Source organism: Pluralibacter sp. (assembly GCF_019237635.1).
GTDB lineage: Bacteria > Pseudomonadota > Gammaproteobacteria > Enterobacterales > Enterobacteriaceae > Enterobacter_B.
Genome location: NZ_JAFAGS010000037.1, coordinates 1 through 21,233 on the forward strand (window position 1 = coordinate 1; position 21,233 = coordinate 21,233).

General features: G+C 56.6%; 18 protein-coding genes and 1 pseudogene. 8 read left to right on the forward strand and 11 right to left on the reverse strand.

Annotated features, from left to right (window positions below; genetic code table 11):
- Nucleotides 1-29 precede the first annotated feature (29 nt).
- The 6 genes from phoH to putP form a co-directional block, all read right to left on the reverse strand.
- Nucleotides 30-818 carry a phosphate starvation-inducible protein PhoH gene (gene phoH / locus JO226_RS04385; RefSeq protein ID WP_062740862.1) on the reverse strand — a complete coding sequence of 263 codons (789 nt, stop codon included), beginning with the start codon at nucleotides 816-818 and terminating at the stop codon, nucleotides 30-32.
- A 682-nt stretch (nucleotides 819-1,500) separates the two neighbouring features.
- A complete protein-coding gene (locus JO226_RS04390; RefSeq protein WP_293493806.1) occupies nucleotides 1,501-1,851 on the reverse strand; it encodes a hypothetical protein in 351 nt (116 codons plus the stop codon).
- 496 nt (nucleotides 1,852-2,347) lie between these two features.
- The gene (gene efeB / locus JO226_RS04395; protein WP_293493809.1) at nucleotides 2,348-3,631 is read right to left on the reverse strand and encodes an iron uptake transporter deferrochelatase/peroxidase subunit; all 1,284 of its coding nucleotides are present in this window, start codon (nucleotides 3,629-3,631) and stop codon (nucleotides 2,348-2,350) included.
- A 5-nt stretch (nucleotides 3,632-3,636) separates the two neighbouring features.
- Complete coding sequence (gene efeO, locus JO226_RS04400) at nucleotides 3,637-4,764, reverse strand: iron uptake system protein EfeO (protein WP_293493812.1); 1,128 nt, start codon at nucleotides 4,762-4,764, stop codon at nucleotides 3,637-3,639.
- A 56-nt stretch (nucleotides 4,765-4,820) separates the two neighbouring features.
- On the reverse strand, nucleotides 4,821-5,654 hold the full coding sequence (gene efeU / locus JO226_RS04405; RefSeq protein WP_293493815.1) for an iron uptake transporter permease EfeU: 834 nt from the start codon (nucleotides 5,652-5,654) through the stop codon (nucleotides 4,821-4,823).
- Between the two features lie 216 nt (nucleotides 5,655-5,870).
- On the reverse strand, nucleotides 5,871-7,379 hold the full coding sequence (gene putP / locus JO226_RS04410; protein WP_293493818.1) for a sodium/proline symporter PutP: 1,509 nt from the start codon (nucleotides 7,377-7,379) through the stop codon (nucleotides 5,871-5,873).
- 402 nt (nucleotides 7,380-7,781) lie between these two features.
- Here putP and putA point away from each other — a divergent pair, with 402 nt between their 5' ends.
- Nucleotides 7,782-11,744, forward strand: a complete 3,963-nt coding sequence (putA, locus tag JO226_RS04415) for a trifunctional transcriptional regulator/proline dehydrogenase/L-glutamate gamma-semialdehyde dehydrogenase (protein WP_293493821.1) — start codon at nucleotides 7,782-7,784, stop codon at nucleotides 11,742-11,744.
- Nucleotides 11,745-11,799: 55 nt separating this feature from the next.
- Nucleotides 11,800-12,195, forward strand: coding sequence for a lysozyme inhibitor LprI family protein (locus tag JO226_RS04420; RefSeq protein ID WP_293493824.1), 396 nt, complete (start codon nucleotides 11,800-11,802; stop codon nucleotides 12,193-12,195).
- Here the strand turns inward: JO226_RS04420 and rutR are convergent.
- From rutR to JO226_RS04435, 3 genes and pseudogenes are all read right to left on the reverse strand, one after another.
- A complete protein-coding gene (gene rutR / locus JO226_RS04425; RefSeq protein ID WP_293493826.1) occupies nucleotides 12,192-12,830 on the reverse strand; it encodes an HTH-type transcriptional regulator RutR in 639 nt (212 codons plus the stop codon). The genes JO226_RS04420 and rutR overlap by 4 nt on opposite strands.
- A 124-nt stretch (nucleotides 12,831-12,954) precedes the next feature.
- Nucleotides 12,955-13,158 (reverse strand): annotated as a pseudogene (locus JO226_RS04430) (EamA family transporter); the annotation flags it as partial.
- 144 nt (nucleotides 13,159-13,302) lie between these two features.
- Complete coding sequence (locus JO226_RS04435; RefSeq protein WP_071841406.1) at nucleotides 13,303-13,476, reverse strand: general stress protein; 174 nt, start codon at nucleotides 13,474-13,476, stop codon at nucleotides 13,303-13,305.
- Between the two features lie 360 nt (nucleotides 13,477-13,836).
- Here JO226_RS04435 and wrbA point away from each other — a divergent pair, with 360 nt between their 5' ends.
- Together wrbA and JO226_RS04445 are read left to right on the forward strand one after the other, a co-directional pair.
- Entirely contained in the window at nucleotides 13,837-14,433 is a 597-nt protein-coding gene (gene wrbA, locus JO226_RS04440) for an NAD(P)H:quinone oxidoreductase (protein ID WP_293493835.1), read from the forward strand.
- Between the two features lie 20 nt (nucleotides 14,434-14,453).
- Entirely contained in the window at nucleotides 14,454-14,681 is a 228-nt protein-coding gene (locus JO226_RS04445) for a YccJ family protein (protein ID WP_293493853.1), read from the forward strand.
- A 47-nt stretch (nucleotides 14,682-14,728) separates the two neighbouring features.
- On the opposite strand, the gene JO226_RS04450 is transcribed toward JO226_RS04445, so the two are convergent.
- Nucleotides 14,729-15,112, reverse strand: coding sequence for a helix-turn-helix domain-containing protein (locus JO226_RS04450; RefSeq protein WP_293493838.1), 384 nt, complete (start codon nucleotides 15,110-15,112; stop codon nucleotides 14,729-14,731).
- Between the two features lie 100 nt (nucleotides 15,113-15,212).
- On the opposite strand from JO226_RS04450, the gene JO226_RS04455 reads away from it, so the two are divergent.
- Entirely contained in the window at nucleotides 15,213-15,962 is a 750-nt protein-coding gene (locus JO226_RS04455) for an SDR family oxidoreductase (protein WP_293493841.1), read from the forward strand.
- A gap of 83 nt (nucleotides 15,963-16,045) precedes the next feature.
- Nucleotides 16,046-17,224, forward strand: coding sequence for a voltage-gated potassium channel protein (gene kch / locus JO226_RS04460; RefSeq protein ID WP_293493844.1), 1,179 nt, complete (start codon nucleotides 16,046-16,048; stop codon nucleotides 17,222-17,224).
- Nucleotides 17,225-17,264: 40 nt separating this feature from the next.
- Here the strand turns inward: kch and JO226_RS04465 are convergent, their stop codons facing one another.
- Nucleotides 17,265-18,785 carry an aldehyde dehydrogenase family protein gene (locus tag JO226_RS04465; protein WP_293493846.1) on the reverse strand — a complete coding sequence of 507 codons (1,521 nt, stop codon included), beginning with the start codon at nucleotides 18,783-18,785 and terminating at the stop codon, nucleotides 17,265-17,267.
- A gap of 269 nt (nucleotides 18,786-19,054) precedes the next feature.
- On the opposite strand from JO226_RS04465, the gene JO226_RS04470 reads away from it, so the two are divergent.
- Both JO226_RS04470 and JO226_RS04475 read left to right on the forward strand, forming a co-directional pair.
- A complete protein-coding gene (locus tag JO226_RS04470; RefSeq protein ID WP_293493849.1) occupies nucleotides 19,055-20,341 on the forward strand; it encodes a sigma 54-interacting transcriptional regulator in 1,287 nt (428 codons plus the stop codon).
- A gap of 213 nt (nucleotides 20,342-20,554) precedes the next feature.
- Nucleotides 20,555-21,233 (forward strand): molybdopterin cofactor-binding domain-containing protein (locus tag JO226_RS04475; RefSeq protein ID WP_293493851.1); only part of this gene is annotated, 679 nt, incomplete at its 3' end.

Sequence of the window (21,233 nt, forward strand, 5' to 3'; positions counted from 1 at the left end):
CCCGGGCTTTGTCAGCAATAGCATTAACCTCAGTTGTACGCATGCAGCGTCCGCTGGCACAACGCCGAACGCACGCAATCCTCTTTCGTGAAGCGGACAATCCCCACCATCTCATCTTCCACAAAACGCGCCAGCGCATCACTTAAACCGGACTGCACGCCCCTGGGCAAGTCGCACTGGGTGATATCACCGTTGACGATGACCGTCACGTTTTCCCCGAGGCGCGTCAGGAACATCTTCATTTGCGCAGCGGTCACGTTCTGGGCCTCGTCAAGAATCACGACCGCATTTTCAAATGTACGTCCGCGCATATAGGCGAACGGCGCGATTTCCACCTTGCCAATTTCCGGGCGCAGGCAGTACTGCATAAAAGACGCGCCTAAGCGTTTTACCAACACGTCATAGACGGGCCGGAAGTACGGCGCAAATTTCTCGGACATATCTCCGGGTAGAAAGCCAAGATCTTCATCGGCCTGTAGCACCGGGCGGGTCACGATAATCCTTTCTACGTCCTTATGAATCAGCGCCTCGGCCGCTTTCGCCGCGCTGATCCAGGTTTTACCGCACCCTGCCTCGCCCGTGGCGAAAATAAGCGATTTACTCTCGATAGCATTCAGGTAGTGCGCCTGAGCGTCATTGCGCGCTGCAATAGGAGAATTATCACGGCTATCCCGCGCCATGCCAATTGCTTCTACGCCACTCATCTGCACAAGCGAGGTGACCGATTCTTCTTCACGTTGCTTGTGGCTCCGTGAATCCCGTCTCAGCACACGTTTTGCTTCACGACGAGCTTTGATCACTGCTTTTTGTCTTCCCATGGATAGCACCTTGAGTTGTTGGTCTACATTACACGTGCGTAAATCAGCACGATGATGAGCACGAACGTCTGAGGTTTGGCTTCCTTGTAAGCCATTGCTTGCCTGTTGAAATGACGTGACGATACGCGATAGCTCGCCGCGCATCACGTCGGTGAACGCGTTAGCTGCCGTAAACTGGGGAAATTTCGTGGTGAAGAAATCGCTGCCGGAGGTGTGGCCTCCGCGCTGAGGAGTGCGGTTGTTTGTTATTCTCTGTCCAGTACAGGACGCTACCATTAGCGATCTCCATAGTGAAACATCATCACTGCCGGGAACTACCGCTTATGTAATAAGTACACCAAAAATTAGCATTGATGCAACATATTTTTTACTTAAACATAACGTCTGGTTTCCCGTTTAATCGGGAATAGCATCTGACAAAAATACTACAGAATTATGATAGTGTTTTTCAACCCTGTTAAAAAACATACACATACAATAAAAATCAATAGGTTATAAATAACGGGCAATGAACAACAAAAGGCAATATCGAACACTTTTTAACCGAAAGTACCGCTAGCCGCATTTGATCAGCGCAGGATTCGGGGCTTATGTCCTCCCTTCGGGTACCAACGGCCAGCCTTTCATGCCGTCGAATTCCGGTATGTACATCTCTTCGCAAGCTGCACCCTGGCCGGTTTCTTCAAATATATTGCTCTATTTTTTTTATTAAATCGGCAAGCCACTCATTTTCAAACCGTCGCTGAGCATCCTGAGCCTCTTTTTTTCGCATGATACGTTGATGTTTATCGAACTTTATTTGATCGATTTTATCCTCTGGTGATGGCTCTGATTCAATAAGGCAAACTTCTTTTGTTTTCTCGATGATGGGTTCTTCATCAATCGGCTTGTCTGCCTGAGAGAGCCTCTGCTGAAGATTGAGTATGTCGTTTCTAATCCGTTTTTCGCTATTCATTAATGAATGAATAGCAACCATTATTAAGAAAATAGCGATTGTATTTAATATTAACAAAATGATTAAAGTGGTGGTCATTGTGGTTTTACCGTTGCATTTGTCTAATAATAAATTAATAACTGAGGTCTTATGTCCAGCGTAGCCACACCCCCACAGCCCGGTTCATCAATCCGCTTTACTGAAATATTTACGAAAACGCAAGTACCTGCACGAAAACCGCGGAACTGATGCAATGGCCCCTAAAATCGCGTCAATGCCGCTATGACGCGACTGACCGATAAATCTACCTCCGGGGAACGCCCGCCGTCAATTCTGTCCCGGCGTTAAATCAGGATTCACAGGATATAAAAATCGCCTTAACCAGGCGGCGATACTGCATTCAATAACATCCCAATGCCATAAATTTATTTTAAAATTTTTAACCAAACAAAAATACCGTTATAGCTTGATTATCGTGAAATAAAAATATAGAGGAGTAGCCGATAGCGCTGCTCAATAATCAATGGCCAGGCACCGTGCGCCAACAAGAAAAAACGTGAAGAAAAGCGCCTGCCCAGGTGGGCAGGACGCTGAATCAGGCTTCAAGCAACGCCTGTCCAAGATAGCGCGAACGCTCTTTTATACCCGGTAACACAAAGAAGTAACCACCGCCAACCGGCTTAATATACTCTTCAAGCGCTTCGCCATTCAGACGCTTCTGCACCGTCAGGAATCCCTTCTCCAGGTCGTGCTGATAGCACACAAACAGCAGCCCCATCTCAAGCTGTCCGGCGTTGTTGACGCCGAGCGAATAGCTGTAGCCGCGGCGCATCATCAGGCTGGGCTGAGATTCCGGCGTGCGCGGATTGGCGAGGCGGATATGGCTGTCGAGCGCAATCACATCGCCATTCGGGTCGCTGGCGTAATCCGGTACATCGTGCTCGTGCTGCATGCCAAGCGGCGCGCCGCTGTGCTTATCGCGCCCGAAAATGGTCTGCTGTTCCTTAAGCGGCGTGCGGTCCCAGAACTCGACGCGGAACTGGATAATACGCACGGCCTGATATGAACCGCCCACCGTCCAGGACGGTTCACCCTGCTCCGCTGTAACCCACACAACGTTGTTCATCAGCGCGGTATCGGTGCTGTCCGGGTTAGCCGTTCCATCCTTAAAGCCAAGCAGGTTTACCGGCGTCTCCTTCCCTTTACTGCGCGCGGCGTGGTCTGAAATAAATCCTTCCCGCTTCCAGCGTACGCTCAGGAGATCCGGTGAATGCTTAATAATGTCGCGTAGCGCGTGAATGACCGTGTCCTGCGAATTCGCGCAGATCTGCAGCAGCACATCGCCGTGGCACAGCGAAGCATCCAGCGCGTCGTTAGGAAACTTCGTCATTCGCTGCAACTTTTTCGGCGCCTTATCCGCCAGACCAAAACGCTCGTCAAACAGCGAATGTCCCAGCGACACGGTGACGGTCAGGTTGTCCGGTGCGATATACGGGCCAAGAATACCGGAATCCATCGGCGGCAGACGTGGATTCGGCGTATCAGGCGCCGGGCCGCCGTGGGTCAGAAATGCAATACGATCGGTCAGCAGGCGAAACAGGCGTTCGAGTTCGGCCTTGTCGCTGGCCAGCACATCAAACGCCACCACCATCATTGCAGCCTGCTGCGGCGTCAGTACGCCAGCCTGATGCTGACCGTAAAACGGCTGAGTTTCCCTCCGCGAATCGACAGCAGCGCGCATTGTCGGCTGTGATGATTTCGCCGCATGGGCCACCGGGCAACCGCCCGAAATGGCCAGCGCGCCGCCCAGCGCGCCCATGCTTTTCAGTAACCGACGGCGCGAAGGCTCATTCACGTCGTCTTGTTTTTTCTCTGCCATCGCGCTTAGTCCAGCCCCAGGATCCCGCGCAGTTGCGCCAGATCTTCCGCAAGCGTCGTGATCGGCCCTTTCAGCGCGTTGCGGTCAGCGTCGGTCAGCTTGTCATAGGTCTCAAAACCGTCTTTGGTGCGGTATTTCGCCAGAATAGCGTCCACTTTCCTGAAGTTGGCATCAACCTTAGCGAGCAGCGCGCTGTTGTCTTTTTGCAGCTGAGGACGCAGCAGGTCGACGATTTTCTGCGCGCCATCGACATTCGCCTGGAAGTCCCACAGATCGGTGTGGCTGTAGCGATCTTCTTCACCGCTGATCTTACTAGCCGCAACCTCTTCAATCAGGTCCGCCGCGCCGCCGACCACTTTTGACGGCGGGAATGCCAGCTCGCTGATGCGCTTTTGCAGCTCCTGTACGTCGTTATTCAGTTGGTCGGCATAATGACCCATATCTTTGGTGGTGTTATCGCCAAACAGCGCTTTTTCCAGACGGTGGAAACCGGTGAATTTCGGGTCGGCGGCTTTTTTCTCGTAGTCGTCTTCGCGGGCGTCAATACGGCTATCGAGGTCAGCAAACAGCTCGGCGATAGGTTCAATACGCTCATAGTACTGGCGCGTCGGGGCATACAAGGATTTGGCTTTTTCAAGGTCGCCCGCCTTCACGGCTGCGGTAAACGCCTGGGTGCTTTTCACCAGCTCCGTCGCCTGCACGCTAACCCAGGCTTTGTACTGCGTGATGGCATCGCCAAGGCTCAGCACCGCATCCGCTTTCGCCGCATCGGCAGTCGCCTCGCCTTTCACCGTCAGCTTGCCTTTCGGATTCGTCAGCAGGCCGCAGGTCATCTCATATTCGCCAGGCTGCAGGTTCGCGGTCAGCTTCTGGGTAAAGCCCGGCGCGATGTTCTCACGTTCTTCCACCACCATTACGCCCTTAAGGATCTCCCATTCAAGGGCTTTCTGGCTGTGGTTTTGAATAATGAACTGGGTTTTACCTGAGTTCACGGTAATACTCATCGGTTCACACTGCTTGTCGTTGACCGTGATTTTCACCTGCGGAATATCGGCCGCCTGGGCCGCAAAGGCAGAAGAGAACAGCGCAGCGATGCCCAACTGCAGCGCGCTACGGCGGAAGTTAATCGTCATGACTCATCCCTTTTAAAAAGTATGTTGTAACCAAACGGAAAATGATTGGATCGTTGTCAGGGCGCCGAACGCGACGGCGCGGCGATGACGCGCGGCGGCATGGCGAACAGCACCAGCGCCGGAATCAGATAAATAAAATACATCGCGACTTCGCTGACGCTCGGGGCTTCCTGGTAACCCAAAATGCCTTCCAGCAGCGTGCCTAACAGAGTGTGGGTGGAAAGCACGTTACTGAGGTCGAAAGCCACGTCCTGGAAATGGTTCCACAGCCCCGCCTCGTGAAATGCGCGAATCGCGCCCGCCGCAAGCCCGGCCGCAACGAACAGAATGAACAGGCTGGTCCACTTGAAGAACGCGCCAAGATTGAGGCGCACGCCGCCCCAGTAGAGCAGAAAGCCAAGCACTATAGATGTCACCAGCCCCAGCATCGCCCCGAGCGGCGGCCAGATGCCGAGATCCTGTTGGAAGGCCGCCAGCAGGAAAAACACTGATTCCAGTCCTTCGCGCGCTACGGCGAAAAAGACCATCAAAATCAGCGCCCAACCGTGGTTGCTGCCTTTTTGCAGCGCGTTATCCACCGCCTGCTCCAGTTGCTGCTTCACGTTGCGGGACACTTTGCGCATCCAGAACACCATCCAGGTGAGGATGAACACCGCAATGACCGCCACAACGCCTTCGAACATCTCCTGCTGCTTCTGCGGAAACTCGCCAGTGGTCTCATTAATAAATATGCCCAGTCCCAGGCACAGCGCGGCGGCAAGGAACACGCCAACCCACATGACGCCAATCCAGCGACCCCGTTGCGTACGCTTGAGATAGCTGGCAATGAGACTGACGATCAGTGCGGCCTCAAGACCTTCACGTAACATAATGAGAAATGGAACAAACATGCCGAACACCCTTAATGTGAATCGCCGTCAACCGGTGCAAAGATACGTAAATGTGATTGATAGTGATTATCATTATGATGATGAGAAACACAAGCAAAATGTGTAGAGAATGATGACAGGATGTAAGAAACCTTTAACAACACAAGGGATTAGCGGGCAGGAAGAAACACAGACAGATCAACAGGCAAGAAAAAGCCCGCTTGCGCGGGCTTGATATCATTCCACTTGCAGCTTAGACGGCGGCGCGGAGCGATAGTGCGCGTCCGCCTCGGCAAAACGTCGCTGCATCGAGGCCGAAGGGGCTTTATCCAGCAGGCTAAATACCACGATACCGATGCTGCCGAACACAAATCCCGGGATGATTTCATACAGGTTCAGCCAGGCGAACTGCTTCCAGACAATCACGGTCAGCGCGCCGATAACCATCCCCGCCAGCGCCCCGTTGCGGGTCATCCGCGACCACATCACCGAGAACAAGACGACCGGACCAAACGCTGCGCCGAAACCTGCCCAGGCGTAGCTTACCAGCCCCAGAACGCGGTTTTCCGGGTTTGCCGCCAGCGAAATCGCCACCAGCGCAACCACCAGCACCATCAGGCGCCCAACCCAGACCAACTCTTTCTGGCTCGCGCCTTTACGCAGGAAGGCTTTGTAGAGATCTTCGGTGATGGCGCTGGAGCACACCAACAGTTGGCAGCTCAGGGTTGACATAACCGCCGCCAGAATCGCCGACAGCAGAATCCCGGCTACCCAAGGGTTAAACAGGATCTGCGCAAGCTCGATGAACACACGCTCGGCGTTCTGGTTCACCGCGCCCGCCAGCGACGGGTTATTGTTAAAGTAAGCAATACCGAAGAAACCTACCGCAACCGCACCCGCGAGGCAGAGGATCATCCAGGCCATACTGATGCGGCGCGCGTGGACGATACTGTGGTGAGAATCCGCCGCCATAAAGCGCGCCAGAATGTGCGGCTGGCCGAAATAACCCAACCCCCACCCCATCAGCGAAACGATAGCCACAAAATTAAGCCCCTTGAGCATATCCACGTTTTCAATGCTCTTCTGCTTAATCACCTCCAGCGAATCGCCAAAACCCCCGACGGTGATAATCACGATAACCGGCGTCAGGATCAACGCGAAAATCATCAGGCTCGCCTGCACGGTATCCGTCCAGCTCACCGCGAGGAAGCCGCCGATAAAGGTATACAGAATGGTGGCCGCCGCACCCGCCCACAGCGCGGTCTCGTAGCTCATACCGAAGGTGCTTTCGAACAGACGCGCCCCCGCCACAATACCGGAAGCGCAATAAATGGTGAAAAACAGCAGAATAACGAGTGCGGAGATAATGCGCAGCACGCGGCTGTTGTCTTCAAACCGCCCGGAGAAGTAGTCCGGCAGCGTCAGCGCATTGTTGTTCACTTCAGTATGCACACGCAGACGTCCGGCAACCAGCTTCCAGTTGATCCATGCCCCCATGCACAGCCCGATAGCGATCCAGCTTTCGGAAATACCGGAAATGAAAATCGCCCCCGGCAGCCCCATCAGCAGCCAGCCGCTCATGTCGGACGCACCGGCAGACAGCGCGGTGACAAACGGCCCAAGGCTGCGGCCGCCGAGGATGTAGTCGTCAAAGTTCTTGGTCGAACGCCATGCCATAAACCCAATCAGGATCATGCCAAATATATAAATAAGAAAAGTCACCACCATCGGTGTGCTAATAGCCATCAATCATTCTCCAGAATAATTCTGTTTATCTCCATTACCGGAACGAAGTAATGAGTGTTCTTTGTTACGGGCGGCCCGTATCCTGCCGTAAGCCGAATGTATTCACAAACGTTTTAACACCTCGTTTACACATAATACATCCCCGCAACGTCATCACCTTTCTATAGGTTGCACTCGCTCACGCTTTTCAAGGTTGCACCTTTTAAAAATGTTAACTACCGCAGAGTTTCTGGTGTATGGCGTGTTATCCCTCCGTTTTTATCGTGTTACTCACATTTAACAATCCACGGCTTTTTCTGATTGCTGGTGGCGTCACATTTAACATGGTTGCACAAAGTTGCAACATAGTAGATATTTCACTGCAACCAAAATTAAGTTAACAGAACGACAGGAGCAACCGGTATGGGCACCACCACGATGGGGGTTAAGCTTGATGACGCAACGCGCGAACGCATCAAAAGCGCAGCCACTCGCATTGACCGTACGCCGCATTGGCTGATTAAGCAGGCCATCTTTAACTATCTGGAAAAACTGGAAAACGACGACGCGTTGCCCGAGCTGCCGGCGTTATTGTCCGGCGCGGCAAATGAAAGCGATGATACGACCTACCCGCCGGATGAAATTCACCAGCCGTTCCTTGATTTCGCCGAGCAGATCCTGCCGCAGTCAGTGACCCGCTCCGCCATTACCGCCGCCTGGCGCCGCCCGGAGACCGACGCGGTCCCGATGTTGCTTGAGCAGGCCCGCCTGCCGCAGCCGGTCGCGGAAAACGCCCATAAGCTGGCGTATCAACTCGCCGAAAAGCTGCGTAACCAGAAAACCGCCAGCGGCCGTGCGGGCATGGTGCAGAGCCTGTTGCAGGAGTTTTCTCTCTCCTCGCAGGAAGGCGTGGCGCTGATGTGCCTGGCCGAAGCGCTGCTGCGTATTCCGGATAAAGCCACCCGCGATGCGCTGATCCGCGACAAAATCAGCAACGGCAACTGGCAGTCGCATATCGGCCGCAGCCCGTCGCTGTTCGTCAACGCCGCCACCTGGGGGTTGCTGTTTACCGGCAAGCTGGTCTCAACGCATAACGAAGCCAGCCTGTCTAAATCGCTGAACCGCATTATCGGTAAGAGCGGCGAACCGCTGATCCGCAAAGGCGTGGATATGGCGATGCGCCTGATGGGCGAACAGTTCGTCACCGGAGAGACCATTGCCGAAGCGCTGGCCAATGCCCGCAAGCTTGAAGAAAAAGGCTTCCGCTACTCCTACGATATGCTGGGCGAAGCGGCGCTGACCGCCGCCGACGCGCAGGCCTATATGGTCTCTTACCAGCAGGCTATTCATGCCATCGGCAAGGCCTCCAACGGCCGCGGAATTTATGAAGGCCCAGGGATCTCCATCAAGCTTTCGGCGCTGCACCCGCGCTACAGCCGCGCGCAGTATCACCGGGTGATGGATGAACTCTATCCGCGCCTGAAGTCGCTGACCCTGCTGGCGCGCCAGTACGATATCGGGATTAATATCGATGCCGAAGAAGCCGATCGTCTGGAGATTTCCCTCGATCTGCTGGAAAAACTCTGCTTTGAGCCGGAACTCGCTGGCTGGAACGGTATCGGCTTCGTTATCCAGGCCTACCAGAAGCGCTGCCCGTTCGTCATTGACTACCTGATCGATCTCGCCACCCGCAGCCGCCGCCGCCTGATGATTCGTCTGGTGAAAGGCGCCTACTGGGACAGCGAAATTAAACGTGCGCAGATGGACGGTCTTGAGGGATACCCGGTCTATACCCGTAAGGTATATACCGATGTCTCCTACCTTGCCTGCGCGAAAAAACTGCTTGGCGTTCCGAACCTTATCTACCCGCAGTTCGCCACTCACAACGCCCATACGCTGGCGGCCATTTACCAACTGGCGGGTCAGAACTACTACCCGGGCCAGTACGAGTTCCAGTGCCTGCACGGTATGGGCGAGCCGCTGTACGAACAGGTGGTCGGTAAAGTAGCGGAAGGCAAACTGAACCGTCCATGCCGCATCTATGCCCCGGTAGGTACCCACGAAACGCTGCTGGCCTATCTGGTACGCCGCCTGCTGGAAAATGGCGCCAACACCTCGTTTGTTAACCGCATCGCCGATACCACGCTGCCGCTTGACGAACTGGTCGCCGACCCGGTCGCCGCCGTGGAAAAAATGGCGACGCAGGAGGGCATCGCCGGGCTGCCGCACCCGAAAATCCCGCTGCCGCGCGATCTTTACGGCGAGGGCCGCGCCAACTCCGCCGGGCTTGATCTGGCCAACGAACACCGCCTGGCGTCGCTCTCCTCATCGCTGCTGAACAGCGCGTTGCAGAAATGGCGGGCGCTGCCGATGCTTGAGCAGCCAGTTGCCGAGGGCGATATGACGCCGGTCATTAACCCTGCCGAGCCGAAAGACATCGTCGGTTATGCCCGTGACGCCTCTGAGCGTGAAGTGGAGCTGGCGCTGGAGAACGCAGTTAACAATGCACCTATCTGGTTCGCCACCCCGCCGCAGGAGCGCGCCGCTATCCTTGAACGCGCCGCAGTGCTGATGGAAGACCAGATGCAGCAGCTGATTGGCATTCTGGTGCGCGAAGCCGGTAAGACCTTCAGCAACGCCATTGCCGAAGTGCGCGAAGCGGTCGATTTCCTGCACTACTATGCCGGGCAGGTGCGCGACGACTTCGCCAATGAAACCCACCGTCCGCTCGGGCCGGTCGTCTGTATCAGCCCGTGGAACTTCCCGCTGGCCATTTTCACCGGCCAGATTGCCGCCGCGCTTGCCGCGGGCAACAGCGTGCTGGCAAAACCTGCGGAGCAGACGCCGCTTATCGCAGCCCAGGGGATCCACATTCTGCTGGAAGCCGGCGTACCGCCGGGCGTGGTGCAACTCCTGCCAGGCCGTGGCGAAACCGTCGGCGCGCAGCTGACCGCTGACAGCCGTGTGCGCGGCGTCATGTTCACAGGCTCGACAGAAGTCGCCACCCTGCTGCAGCGCAATATCGCCAGCCGTCTTGATCCGCAGGGTCGCCCGACGCCGCTTATCGCTGAAACCGGCGGCATGAACGCCATGATCGTCGACTCCTCCGCGCTCACCGAGCAGGTGGTGGTGGATGTGCTAGCCTCGGCCTTCGACAGCGCGGGTCAACGTTGTTCCGCGCTGCGCGTGCTGTGTCTGCAAGAAGAGATAGCCGACCACACTCTGACCATGCTGAAGGGCGCCATGGCCGAGTGCCGGATGGGCAACCCGGGCCGCATGACAACGGATATCGGCCCAGTTATCGACAACGAAGCCAAAGCCAATATTGAGCGCCACATCCAGACGCTGCGGGCGAAAGGGCGTCCGGTCTATCAGGCGGTACGTGAAAACAGCGAGGATGCCCGCGAGTGGCAGAGCGGCACCTTCATTGCGCCGACGCTTATCGAGCTGAACAGCTTTGATGAACTGAAAAAAGAGGTCTTCGGCCCGGTGCTGCACGTGGTGCGCTACAACCGCAACGAACTGAATGAGCTGATCGGTCAGATTAACGCTTCCGGCTACGGTCTGACGCTCGGCGTGCACACCCGTATTGATGAAACCATCGCCCACGTCACCGGCAGCGCGAACGTCGGCAACCTGTACGTCAACCGCAATATGGTCGGCGCTGTGGTCGGCGTGCAGCCGTTCGGCGGTGAAGGCCTGTCCGGCACCGGTCCGAAAGCCGGTGGTCCGCTGTACCTCTATCGTCTGCTCTCCAGCCGCCCGGACGACGCGCTGGCGACCACCCTCGCCCGTCACGACACCGAGCGCCCGGTAGATGCCCAGTTGAAAACGCTCATCAACCAGCCGCTACAGGCGCTGCGCGAGTGGGCAGCGGGTAAACCTGAGCTACAGTCGCTGTGCCTGCGCTATGAAGAACTGGCGCAGTCAGGCACCCAGCGCCTGTTGCCAGGACCGACCGGCGAGCGCAACACCTGGACGCTGATGCCGCGCGAACGCGTGCTGTGCATCGCGGATAACCCGCAGGATGCACTGGTACAGCTGGCAGCAGTGACCGCCGCAGGCAGCGAGGTATTGTGGCCGGAAGACAGCCTGCATCGCGATCTGGTCAAACAGTTGCCGAAAGCCGTCAGCGAGCGTATCCGCTTTGCCAAAGCGGACGTGTTGACCAGCCAGCCGTTCGATGCGGTTATCTATCACGGCGACTCCGACCAACTGCGCGAACTGTGCCAGCAGGTCGCCGCGCGCGATGGCGCTCTCGTTTCGGTTCAGGGCTTTGCCCGGGGAGAAACAAATCTGCTGCTTGAGCGTCTTTATCTGGAGCGTTCGCTGAGCGTGAACACCGCCGCGGCGGGGGGGAACGCCAGTCTGATGACAATCGGCTAAGGCTGTGCTAATAAGGCTCCGGAAACGGAGCCTTTTTCTTTAACCGGACAACATCATGAAACGAATCTTGATTGCCTGCGGCGCGCTGCTCGTCAGCGCAATGTCGCTGGCGGATGAATGCAGCACTGCGTCAACGCAAACGGCGCTCAACGCGTGCACCGCCGCGCAGTATCAGGCTGCCGATAAGACGCTAAACGACGCGTATGCCGCCGTGCTAAAACGCGCGCCCGAGACGCAGAAAGCGCTGCTGAAAATCGCGCAGCAAAAATGGATGGCCCTGCGCGACGCCGACTGCGCGCTGATGAGCTCCGGCAGCGCGGGCGGCAGCATCCAGCCGATGATCAACAGCCAGTGTATGACCGACAAAACCGTCGAGCGCACCGCGTGGCTGGAATCGCTGCTGCACTGCGATGAAGGCGATATCAGTTGCCCGCTGCCGCCAGGCAATTAACGCACGCGGATCCCTTCGATAATCATACGCTGGACGCTGTCCACCGTCTGTTGAAAAAAAACCTCGTCCTGTAGCGTTTTTCCGGTGACGGCCTCGACCTGGGTGGCAAAATCCGCATAGTGCTGGGTCGCCGCCCAAATCATAAAAATCAGATGATGCGGGTCGACCACCGCCAGCTTACCCGCGTCCACCCAGCCTTCGATAATCGCCGATTTCTCCGCCACCAGCCCTTTCAAATCACCGGTCAGCTCGGCCATCAGCAGCGGCGCGCCCTGTAGCATCTCCAGACAAAACAGCCGCGAGGCTTCCGGATAGTCCCGCGATACCTCAAGCTTGAGGCGAATATATTCGCGTATCGCCACCAGCGGGGTGAAATCCTCCCGAAAGGCGCGCAGCGGGGCGAGCCAGATATCGAGGATATTGCGCATCACCGCCACATAGAGCGCGTCTTTTGAGGGGTAGTAATAGAGCAGATTGGTTTTCGATACCCCGGCGAGCTCTGCAACCTGCTCAAGCCGGGTACCGTGGATACCGAACTGCGAAAAGGTAGTCAGCGCGGCGGCAAGAATCGCCTGCTTTTTGGCGCTCACCGCCTGGGTGCGTTTTCCCGTTTTTTTCACTACATCCTGTGCCATAGCTCTCTCCTGGGTTATTCCTGCGGGGTACATGCATCCTCGGTGTTACTCGCCCCGGCGCTGGGGCCTTTCTTCTGCTTAAATTTAAGTTCGCTGACCAGCACGCCCAGCACGATAAACGCCGCGTCAGCCCGCGCAGCGTTTTTAGCGACAGCAGCGCCACGGCCAGCGCCGCTGTGGCGAAGCGTAAACCGACGAAGAAAAAGGGCCCGCTCATGGTCACGGCATACTGCACCGCCAGGAAGGTACCGCCCCAGAACAGAGTGATCAGAATGAGGATCGCTTCCTGGGGTTTGACGGAGAATTGATAGCGGGAGAGGAGTGACATAGCAACACCAGGATAACAATCAGCCCTCAAGTGTGCAGATTCCCTGCGTCCACTGCAACCGCGAGGCAGAAAAAAACCGCCGGGATAACCCGGCGGCGGGGATTGATGGGATTTCAGGACAGCGTATCGCTCTGCTACAGTCACCTAGCTGTGACGATTACCGTGACTGTTTTTCCCCCCTTTTTTTCCAGCTTCTGATGCGCGTTGAGGATCGTTTTTGAAGTTCCCCCCGCTGTGCTGGCCACCTTTCCGACCTGCTTCTGCTGCTCTTTCGCGGTCTTCAGCAAAATTACCTGAACCGCCACGATGGTTTGCCATTACTGACCTCCGATGGTTTAGGCTGAGTCTACGCGGCAGCGCGCCTGGCGGCGATCGCTATCACTTCCGCGTGGGACTAAGCTTAGTGGAATCGGCATGGCTAACCGGCAAACCGTAATATTCTGCAACATGCGATGGTAAGAAAGTATGGGATTGCCGCTGCGTGATACATAAGGCTCTCTTATCGCTTATGAAATGTTCGGCGCAAAAGTGTGTCATTTTGCTACAAAGTAAAAAACGTTGCCAACTTGTTATAAATCAATGAAATGCTATTCACGGTTGGCACTCCCGGCTACAGGGCATATCTTTAATAACATGCAGCGTTTGGCTGTTTTGATAATAAACCGAGGAGTGACGCAAATGGCAAAAGTTCTGGTGCTTTATTATTCCATGTATGGACACATCGAAACCATGGCGCGTGCCGTTGTCGAAGGTGCAGAAAAAGTCAGCGGCGCCGATGTGGTGCTAAAACGCGTACCGGAAACTATGCAGGCTGAAGCATTCGCGAAAGCCGGCGGTAAAACACAAAACGCCCCTGTGGCAACGCCGCAGGAAATGGCGGACTATGATGCCATTATCTTTGGTACTCCCACCCGCTTCGGCAATATGTCCGGGCAAATGCGGACTTTCCTCGATCAGACAGGCGGTCTTTGGGTCTCCGGCGCGCTTTACGGCAAACTGGCGAGCGTCTTCAGCTCTACCGGTACCGGCGGCGGCCAGGAGCAAACCATCACCTCCACCTGGACGACGCTTGCGCATCACGGCATGGTGATTGTGCCTATCGGCTATGCGGCACAAGAACTGTTTGATGTTTCTCAGGTGCGCGGCGGCACGCCTTATGGCGCCACAACCATCGCAGGCGGCGACGGTTCGCGCCAGCCAAGTCAGGAAGAACTTTCGATTGCCCGCTACCAGGGCGAATATGTCGCTGGTCTGGCAGTCAAACTCAACGGCTAACCTTCAACAGGAGGAGTATGATGCCGAATCAAGAATCTAAAGCACATCACGTCGGCGAATGGGCCAGCCTGCGCAACACGTCCCCGGAAATCGCCGAAGCCATTTTTGAAGTGGCAAAATATGACGAAAAGCTGGCGGAGAAAATCTGGGAGGAAGGCAGCGACGAAGTGCTGACGCTGGCCTTTGGTAAAACCGACAAAGATGCGCTCTTCTGGGGCGAACAAACCATCGAACGCAAAAACGTCTGACCGATGCTCCCCCGCCCCCGGGGGAGCGTTTCGCTAGCGGGTACGGTTTAAAATCCAACGCCGTCACCTTCGGGGCGCGTCAGCTGGCTGCCGTACTGGCGCATCCACTCCGCCAGCGGCGTGAGCGCACGCTCAAGCGTCCGCCCCAGCGGCGTTATCTGATATTCCACCCGCGGCGGCACCTGTGCATATACCCGTCGCGCCACCAGCCCTCGCTGCTCGAACAGTCGCAACTGACGGGTCAGCTCTTTTTGCGTAATCGGCGCCATCGCCCGCAGCAGAGAGCTAAAGCGCACCGGTGAATTCAGGACGATCAGCCGATATAAAATCGGAATCGCCCACTTACCGGAAACCAGCGAAACGAATTCGGTCATCGGGCAGGGTTCATCACCCACATTTTTTTGTGCGACCGGCGCCTTTACCTGCGTCATTGCATACCTCTTTGTGCTTTAGTATCCAATTGGTACCTTGTATCTAATGGATACTAAAGCCTCTATAGTGCGTTTTCCAGTCATTTTCAGGAGAACAACGATGGGACGATTAACAGGAAAATATGCGCTGATCACTGGCGGCACCAGCGGTATCGGTCTTGCGACCGCTCAGGCATTTCTGGCCGAAGGGGCGCAGGTTGCGGTCACCGGACGCAATCCGCAAACGCTGCAGTGCGCAAAAGCGCTGCTGGGCGACAACGCCTGGGTTATCCCCTGCGACGCTGGCGATCCCGATGCCCAGGCATCGCTTGCCGCGCAGATAGCCACCCGCTGGCCCCATCTTGATGTGCTGTACATCAACGCAGGCGACGTAACCCACGGCCCGGTCGCCGAATGGCAGTCCGCCGCCTGGGATCGACTGATGGCTATCAACCTCAAAGGACCTTACTTTTTGATTCAGGCGCTGCTGCCGCAGTTGCGTAACCCGTCATCGGTCATCCTTTGCGGCTCAGTCAGCGCGCATATCGGTCTGCCGGGCAGCAGCGTCTACGCCGCCAGCAAAGCGGCGCTGCTGTCTCTGGCCCGAACGCTGTCCGCCGAATTTCTCCCCCTCGGCATTCGCGTCAACGGCCTGAGCCCGGGCCCGGTGAAAACGCCAGCGCTGAATAAGCTCGGCCTTGCAGAGGACGCACAAAAAACACTGCAGGATGACATCGCGAAACTGGTGCCGCTGGGGCGGATGGGCAGGCCAGAGGAACTGGCGAAAGCCGCGCTGTTTCTCGCCAGCGACGATTCAAGCTATATGCTGGGCACCGAGATACTGGTCGACGGCGGCACCGGTAACCTATAATCATTCGCCGACGGGGGCCGCAATCGCCACCTTGATGTTATAGTGCGACAGTCGCAGGAAAACGTCGCAGACGAAGGGAAACAGTGAACGTGTTATCAACCAGGCTCAAAGCGCTGAAATCGGTCTTTACGCCCAATCGTTGGATAGGCGCGCTGACGCTGTTTATCGGCGGGGTCTTCCTCCGGCCGGTGCTCATTCAGATCTACCACCTTTTCCCGCAGGCCGCCGGGAAGTTCACCGGCTGGAAAGACACCATTTCCACTTTCGGCCTGCTGACGCTGCCGCAAGTGATGCTCGGTTTCGCTATCGTGCTGATGAGCATCGGGATCTTTCTGCGCGCCCGGGTCGCGTGGTCGTTTACGATTATCCTGCTGATCGCCATTAGCCTGTTTAGCTTTTTGCTGCCGACCACCCTCTACCATGTGGGGCTGCTGTCGGTGCTCGACTGCCTGTGTCTGCTGTGGTTCTGGCGCGAATTTAGCCAGTCCAGCCTTGCCGCCGGGACGTTGTTCGCGCTGGTCAGCTTCACATCGCTGTTGCTTTACGCCCTGTGCGGCTCGCTCTACCTTGGCGATCAGTTCCATCCGGTCATTAACGAACTTTCAGAAGCGCTCTACTTTTCAACGGTCAGTATGTCCACCGTCGGCTTCGGGGATATCGTGCCAGTCACCCCGGCCTCGCGGCTGTTTACGGTCTCGATCATTATTCTGGGCATCACCGTCTTTGCAACGTCCATCAGCGCCATTATTGGCCCAATGATCGGCGGCAACCTCAAACGCATGATTAAAGGGAGAATTTCGCACGCTATGCGTAAAAATCACATCATTATTATTGGCGCCACGCCCCTTGCCCACAGCGTCTATACCGGACTGACCGAGCGTGATGAAACGGTCACCATAGTGGTGCCGCCCGGCGTCGCGCACGACTACCCCGCCGAGGCTGATGTGATAATTGACGATCCCTCCGCCTGCAAAACGCTCACCAACGCCGGGGCCGACAAAGCCCGCTACGTGCTGGTGCTGCGCAATGATGACTCCGATAATGCCTTCATCGTGCTGGCGGCCAAAGAGGTCGTCAGCGCGGAAACGAAAATCATCGCGCTGGTGAATTCAGATAAAAATCTCAGCAAAATGAAACGGGTACAGCCGGACATCATCTTCTCTTTGCAGACGCTGGCAAGCGAGATGCTGCTGCGCAAACTGAGCGGCGAAAAGATGGATAACGAAAACCTGATGGAGCTGCTGTTTCAGGAGAGCCATTAACCCGACCAGGGAACCTGGCCGGGTGCATTGATGCCTGGACTTAGTACAATCCCAGCGGTTTAGTGCTGAAGCTCACCAGCAGATTTTTGAGCTGCTGGTACTGCGACAGCGCCATTTTGTGGGTTTCGCGCCCAACGCCGGAGTTTTTATACCCGCCGAACGCCGCGTGTGCCGGATAGAGGTGGTAGCAGTTGGTCCATACGCGTCCAGCTTTGATCCCGCGCCCCATCCGCCATGCGCGGTTGATATCCAGCGTCCAGACCCCGGCGCCGAGCCCATATTCGGTATCGTTGGCGATAGCCAGCGCCTCCGCCTCGTCTTTAAAGGTCATGATGCCGATAACCGGCCCGAAGATCTCCTCCTGGAAAGAGCGCATCGCGTTGTGGCCCTTGATAAGCGTCGGCTGAATATAGAACCCGTTTTGGATCTCATTGGCATGGGTCAGCTTTGCGCCGCCGGCCAGAATTTCGCCGCCCTCTTCCCGTGCGATGTTGATATACGACAGAATTTTATCGTACTGCTCTTCGGAGGCCTGCGCGCCGATCATGGTGTCGGTGTCATAGGGGTCGCCTTTACGGATATGCGCCATGCGGGCAATAATTTTTTCGAGGAAGCGCGGGAAAATAGACTCCTGCACCAACACGCGCGAGGGGCAGGTACAGACTTCGCCCTGGTTGAAGAACCCGAGGATCACCCCTTCTACCGCCTTATCAATGAACTCCTCGCCGCCGTTCATGATGTCTTCGAAGAAGATGTTCGGCGACTTGCCGCCAAGCTCAACAGTGCTGGGGATAATGTTCTCCGCCGCGCAGGAGAGGATATGGCGACCAATCGGCGTTGAGCCGGTAAAGGCGATTTTTTCGATCCGCTTACTGCGGGCCAGCGCCTCGCCCGCCTCTTCGCCGTAGCCATGCACAATGTTCACCACCCCGGCAGGCAGAAGATCGCCAATCAGTTCCATCAATACGCAGATGCCGAGCGGCGTTTGCTCCGCCGGTTTCAGCACCACGGTATTCCCCGCCGCCAGCGCGGGTGCCAGCTTCCAGGCAGCCATCAGCAGCGGGAAGTTCCACGGAATAATCTGCCCAACCACCCCAAGCGGCTCGTAAATATGGTAGGCCACGGTGGTGTTATCAATTTCTGTCGCGGTCCCTTCCTGCGCGCGGATACAGCCCGCAAAATAACGGAAGTGATCGACCGCCAGCGGCAGGTCGGCATTCAGCGTTTCCCGAATCGGCTTGCCGTTATCCCAGCTCTCCGTCAACGCCAGCGTTTCAAGATTGGCCTCAATGCGATCAGCAATAGCTAACAGCACGTTGGAGCGCTCCTGAACACTGGTTTTCCCCCAGGCATCCGCCGCGGCATGCGCCGCGTCCAGCGCTCGCTCAATATCTTTAGCGTCTGAGCGCGGAAATTCCGCAATCGTTTTGCCCGTCACGGGCGTCGGGTTGGCAAACCAGCGCCCGGAAACCGGGTCCACAAACTCACCGCCGATGTAGTTGCCGTAACGGGATTTAAACGTCACTTTTGCGCCAGGCAAACCAGGATGCGTGTACTTCATGAGATGTCCTCTCTTATTGTCATAACGGATACAGGTGAGCTGGCAATGATGCTGTCAGCCAACAGGCATAAGCAGCTCTTATGCCAGAATGTGCACAAGTGGAGCGAAACCGAAAAGTAACTATAAATATCAAATAGATATACTCATATTCGTTCAACAAAGACACCCGGAAGGAGGCGGGCGTTGACGTAAATGTGTCGCACATCGCAACACATATGGAACTTAACTGCTACACATATGCAACACACGACCCACCGGAGAAGGTGATAATGCGACAGGCAAAAAAGCCCCTCTTCCCTCATGAAGATTCAGGTTTACCCTGCCCGTTACAGGACTCCTGGCAACGCAGTCAGGAGTATGGTTTGCACCGCGACGACAACGCTCAGCCGTGGATTGCGCCCTCATTTTTACAGGATGCCCGCGAGCGCAACCCGTGGGTCCAACAGCTGGCGACGCCGCTGCTTGAGAACCTGTCCGCCGGACTAAAAAAGCCCCCGACGATCATGGTGCTTTCCGATGCGACAGGTTTGGTGTTCACCCCCCTCGGCGATACCCGCTTTCTCAACAAAGCCGAACATCTGGCGCTGTCGCCGGGCCATTTGTGGAGCGAAAACGCCCGAGGCACTAACGCCATCGGCACCGTACGCCAGATGGAGCACGCCTGGGTGGCCAGCGGCGTGGAGCCAACCCCACAACCGCCGGGGTTGGATAAGCAAAAAGCGCTGCGTATCCTCAACGCCGGTATTGCCCTGTGCATCACCGGTGAAACCGGCTGCGGGAAGGAGCATTTCAGCCGCGAGCTGTATCAGCAAAGCCGCTGGCGCAACGGCAAGTTTGTTGCCGTCAACTGTGCGGCTATTCCGGAAAACCTGATTGAGTCAGAGCTGTTCGGCTATTTACCCGGCGCGTTTACCGGTGCCAGCGCGAAAGGCTATACCGGTAAAATCCGCGAGGCCGATGGCGGAATACTGTTTCTGGATGAGATTGGCGATATGCCCGCCACCATGCAGACTCGGCTGCTGCGGGTGCTACAGGAAAAAACGGTCACGCCGCTCGGCGGCAATACCGCCCAGCCGGTAGATTTCGCGCTGATCTGCGCCACGCACCAGGATCTGCTCGCCCGGGTGCGGGAGGGCGCGTTTCGCGAAGATTTGTTCTACCGCATCCGGGAATTCAACCTGACCCTCGCGCCGCTGCGAGAGTGGAGCCATCGGCAGGTTTTTATCCGTCAGCTCTGGCGTGACGCCGGGGGCGAAAAGCGGGCGATTACCCTTTCGGAACCGCTGATCGCGCATCTCGCCGCCCTCCCCTGGCCCGGCAACGTGCGCCAACTGGTCAGTCTGCTGAAAGTGCTGATAGCGCTGGCTGATGACGGCGATACGGTCACTCCGGCGGATTTACCCGCGGAGTATCTCGCCGCCCCGCCACAGGCGCTGAGCGCCGAAGACCGGGCCATCCGCGACGCCAGCGGCAATATGAGCCTCGCGGCCAAAGCGCTTGGCATATCGCGCAGTACGCTATACCGCCGGCTGGAGCGGGACAAGCATCAGGCGTAGCGGCGCATTATCACCTGAGATTGCCTATCATAATGAGTTTTTACCGGCTCATTATGATACGGCTCACCGTCTAAACGGGCGTCTGTTTCCGACCAAACCCGGTGCTTTTTTTAAAGTCATCACAGTTTAGTATTTCCAACGGTTCCCCTTTCCCCTTTTGGCGTAGTTCTTGCCTCATTCCAGGGTAATGCTTTAAATACCAAGGGGAAAACTATGGATGAGCTGGAAGCCACCGCCACCGGTGAACCCTGTATGCGCGTAGACGCGATGGCCAAAGTCACCGGCCGCGCGCGTTATACAGACGATTACGTAATGGCAGGCATGTGTTACGCGAAATACGTTCGCAGCCCGATAGCCCACGGATACGCGAAACAAATAGACAGCGCCGCAGCCCGGGCGATTCCCGGCGTGCTGGCGATTTTTACCTGGGAGGATGTGCCGGAAACGCCGTTCGCCACCGCCGGACACGCCTGGACGCTGGATCCGGAAAAGCGAGACGTCGCCGACCGACGCCTGTTGAGCCGACACGTTCGCCACCATGGCGATGCCGTCGCGATCGTGGTGGCGCGCGATGAGCTGACCGCCGAAAAAGCGGCGCATCTGGTGAATGTGGAGTGGGAAGCGCTGCCGGTCATTACCTCGCCCGAGGCTGCGCTGGCGAACGGCGCCGTCGCCATCCACGAAGGCGGCAACCTGCTGAAGGCGACCGAAATTCTCGCCGACGATCCGCATAGCGCTATCGCCGCCGCCGAGCAGCAGTTCAGCAACCACTTCCAGACGCCGGTTATCCAGCATTGCCATATGGAGGGGGTGACCTGCTTTGCGTGGATGGAAGAGGACAAGCGCATCACCATTGTCTCCAGCACGCAAATTCCGCATATCGTGCGCCGCA